This is a genomic window from Maritimimonas rapanae (assembly GCF_057837205.1).
Genome location: NZ_JBYQFI010000004.1, coordinates 1 through 3,777 on the forward strand (window position 1 = coordinate 1; position 3,777 = coordinate 3,777).

Annotated in this window: 2 protein-coding genes; both read right to left on the reverse strand. The window is 36.0% G+C overall.

What is annotated here, in order from left to right:
- On the reverse strand, positions 1-786 hold a 786-nt coding region (locus AC3IF2_RS13205), incomplete at its 3' end, for a PorP/SprF family type IX secretion system membrane protein (RefSeq protein WP_489168025.1).
- 35 nt (positions 787-821) lie between these two features.
- A partial coding sequence (locus AC3IF2_RS13210) for a T9SS type B sorting domain-containing protein (RefSeq protein ID WP_489168027.1) occupies positions 822-3,777 on the reverse strand: 2,956 nt, incomplete at its 5' end.

Sequence of the window (3,777 nt, forward strand, 5' to 3'; positions counted from 1 at the left end):
TGAATCATCTAATCTATAGTTTGCACCAACCTCAAATCGTTCATTGAACAAAAAGTTCGTTGACACATCTACAGATAATGGTGAACCTTGTACACCTTTTAACATCACTGATGGTTTAAATTTTAATGTCTCTGATAACTCAAAAACATAACCACTCGTTAAAAAATAATGGGTCTCTTCTGATGCTCTTGTAATCGTATTGTTCTCCTTCTCAAAATGTAAGGTCTCTAAAAAGTTTGGCGCCGATAAACCTATATAGAATCGTTCATTATAATAATAAATACCTGCTCCAAAGTTTGGAAACGTCTTATTAATATCCTCATCAAAAAATCGGTCTGCCCCTCTTGGAGTTTGTGGTAAGATAATATTGGCAAAATTGGTATTAAATAAACTTACACCTCCCTTTAATCCAAAAGCTAATCTACCTTCTTCTGATGTTGATACTGTATAAGAGATATCTGCATAAATGTTTTGTTCTTTTACAGGACCCAATTCATCTGCTATAGCTGAAAATCCCGCTCCCAGATTCTTACCTATTGGTGCATGGATTGCTGCTGTTACTGTTTTTGGCGCGCCATCTATACCAACCCATTGGGTTCTACCCAACACACCTATACTCAACGTACCACGACTACCAGCATAAGCCGGATTCACAATATTCATATTGAACATATATTGGGTATACTGAGGGTCTTGTTGAGCATCTACATCAAACGATGTGAAACCCAGTAGAAAAACTACCAGTACTATGGCTAACCCCTTTATTATATCTCTTGTAATTCTCATCGTAATGCTTTTATATAATCTATTAACCATGCCTCCTAATAATTTACATAAACCCAACCTGTTCTTGGTTTCAGATTATCTTGATTAAAATATATGATGTAATAGTAAGTGCCTACAGGAACTCGCTTGTCATTTTTATTTAATGTTAATCTACCAGTAGAATATCCATCCCACCACTTAATTTCACTTCCAATTCTACCTCTGTTATCATAGTTATATACCCTATTACCCCAACGGTCATAAATCTCTATTCTGAAGTTAGGATATCCATCTAATAACGGAACAATAAACGTATCATTGTCACCATCGTCATTTGGTGAGAAGCCATTTGGTACAATGTCGCATGATAACGGATCTAAATAATTTGGTATCCCATTAACATTACAATCGTCATTTGTGTAATCACCATCATCATTTGTGTCTTCTTCTTCTGTAGCTGTACCATCACCGTCGTCATCAATATCTCTATAATCAGGCTCAACGTCACCTTCAACAATATCACTGAATATTGGATTATTCTCAAAGTCTTGATCTGTATTAGGTAAATCTGTTGATGGGTTAGTTATACCATTATTTACATCGAAAGGATCATTAAGATTAGCTCCTTCAAAAGCATCATCTAATCCGTCGCCATCTGTGTCAACACCTGAAGATTCAATATCAGGATCGCCATCATGATTAATATCATGACCTTCGATATAATCTTCAACACCATCGTTATCAGAATCATCATCTAGATAATCAGGTTGATCAGTTCCGTCTGTATTCTCAGGATTTATACCGCCAGAATTAGGATTGCCAGTTGTATTACTATCGTAAGCATCATCTAGGCCGTCACCGTCTGAATCTAATCCTGACGGCGGAGTGTATCCAACAGTTGGTTGTCCTTCTACATTATCTGGAATACCATCTCCGTCAGCATCAATATCTAAGTAGTTAGGGTTACCATCTATATCTTCATCTACATCCCCTTCTACTATTGTTAATATACCATCATTATCATCATCGATGTCTAAATAATTTGGTTGACCATCTCCATCTGTATCATCATCAAATGGATCACCATTGCCATTAAAATCTTCATCTAAAGTTGATATTCCGTCGCCATCATCATCTGTATCTCTGTAATCTAACTCATCTGCTCCATCAGTGTTTGGTAAATCATTAATTGGATCATTTATTTCATCATTAACATCAAATCCATCATTAGCATCAGCTCCTTCGTAACCATCATCAAGTCCGTCTTGATCTGCATCTGTTCCTGCAAAAGAATCTTCGCCTGCATCGATCATGCCATTATGATTAGCGTCATGAGCTTCTATACTATCTGGTACGTTATCGTTATCTGAATCTATATCTAGATAATCTGGATTATCAGTCCCGTCTGTATTTTCAATTGAAATTCCTTCACCAGAACCTGGCGTGTTTTCATATACATCGTCTAGACCATTACCATCACTGTCAACTCCAGATGGAGCAATATATCCTGATGTAGACTGACCTTCTACATTATCTGGAACACCGTCATTATCGGCATCTATATCAAACTGATTAATGATTCCGTCCCCATCAAAATCTAAAATATCACATACATTATTCGTGTTTAATGTACAGAAATCAGGATCTTCAAAATTGGCAATTCCATCATTATCATCATCTCCAGTTGCATCTATTCCATTGCTTTCAGAAACATCTAAAATTCCGTCATTATCATCATCTATATCACGAATATCAGGCACACCGTCGCCATCTGTATCCGCAAGTACAAGAATAAATACCGTTGCTGTTGATGTATCTCCAGTTGGGCTACCTATTAATCCTTGACCATCTTCAATTGTATAAGTAAATGAATCTGTGCCTGTATAATCTGCATTAGGTTGGTATTCTACATAATCATCTGTTGGATCATTTGGAGTACCTCCATCTCTGAATGTAATTGAACCATTAGTTGTTGAAATTATATCACCATCTACTACAACTGTTCCATTTATTACTATAGCTGTATTACTAGGGCCATCTCTACCAAAGTCATCGTTCAGCACTACATTAATAATATTGTCTATGAATGTAGAATTCTCTACAACTTCTACATTATCATCTACAGCTGTTGGCAAAAAGTTAATTACAATATTATCTACTATACTTTCATCGTTTTCTGTAGGTGTATCATTATCTGGCGTAGCATCTGGATTACTATTAGGATCTACGTTATCTGAAGCTGTAATCTCAGCAGTATTATAATAACTTGTTGTTGTGTTTACCCCAGTAGCTAGTACTTCGGCATCAAAACTTACCACAAATGAAGGATCTCCAAATGCTATATCTATAGCAGACCAAGTAATTATATTACCTGAAAGTGTTCCTCCTCCAGTAGTTATAATTGAATATCCATCTGGCACAACATCTGCGAAAGCAATTCCAGTAGCATCACTTGGACCATTATTCGTTACCGAAATTGTAAAAGTTACTATATCTCCAGTAGTAGGATTTAAATCATTTACTGTTTTAACTAAACTAATATCTGAAACTGGTATAGGGTTTACTTCAACAAAGTCTTCATCGTCTTCAGATGGAGGATCTGTATCTGGGGTAGCATCTGGTGTACTATCAGGGTCGTGATTATCTGAAGCTGTAATTTCAGCATAATTATTATAATTTCCAGTAGATAAAACTGTTGATGTGATTTCTAAGATTTCATTATTTCCTGAAATCATATCTGGCACATTCCATAATCCTGTTACAGGATCGTAGTTTCCTCCACCTGTATTACTAACATGCAGATAACCCGTAGGTAAAAGATCTGACAATATTACTCCTGAAGATACACTTGGACCGTTATTGGCTACTGTAATTCTAAAAGTAATATTCTCACCAACATACGGTGTAGCGTTATTTCCACTAGCACTTGTACTTATAATTTCTTTATTTACTTCAATATCTGAAACTGCTCTAGGGACAATTGTTTCTTCAAGATCATCTGATGTTACATTG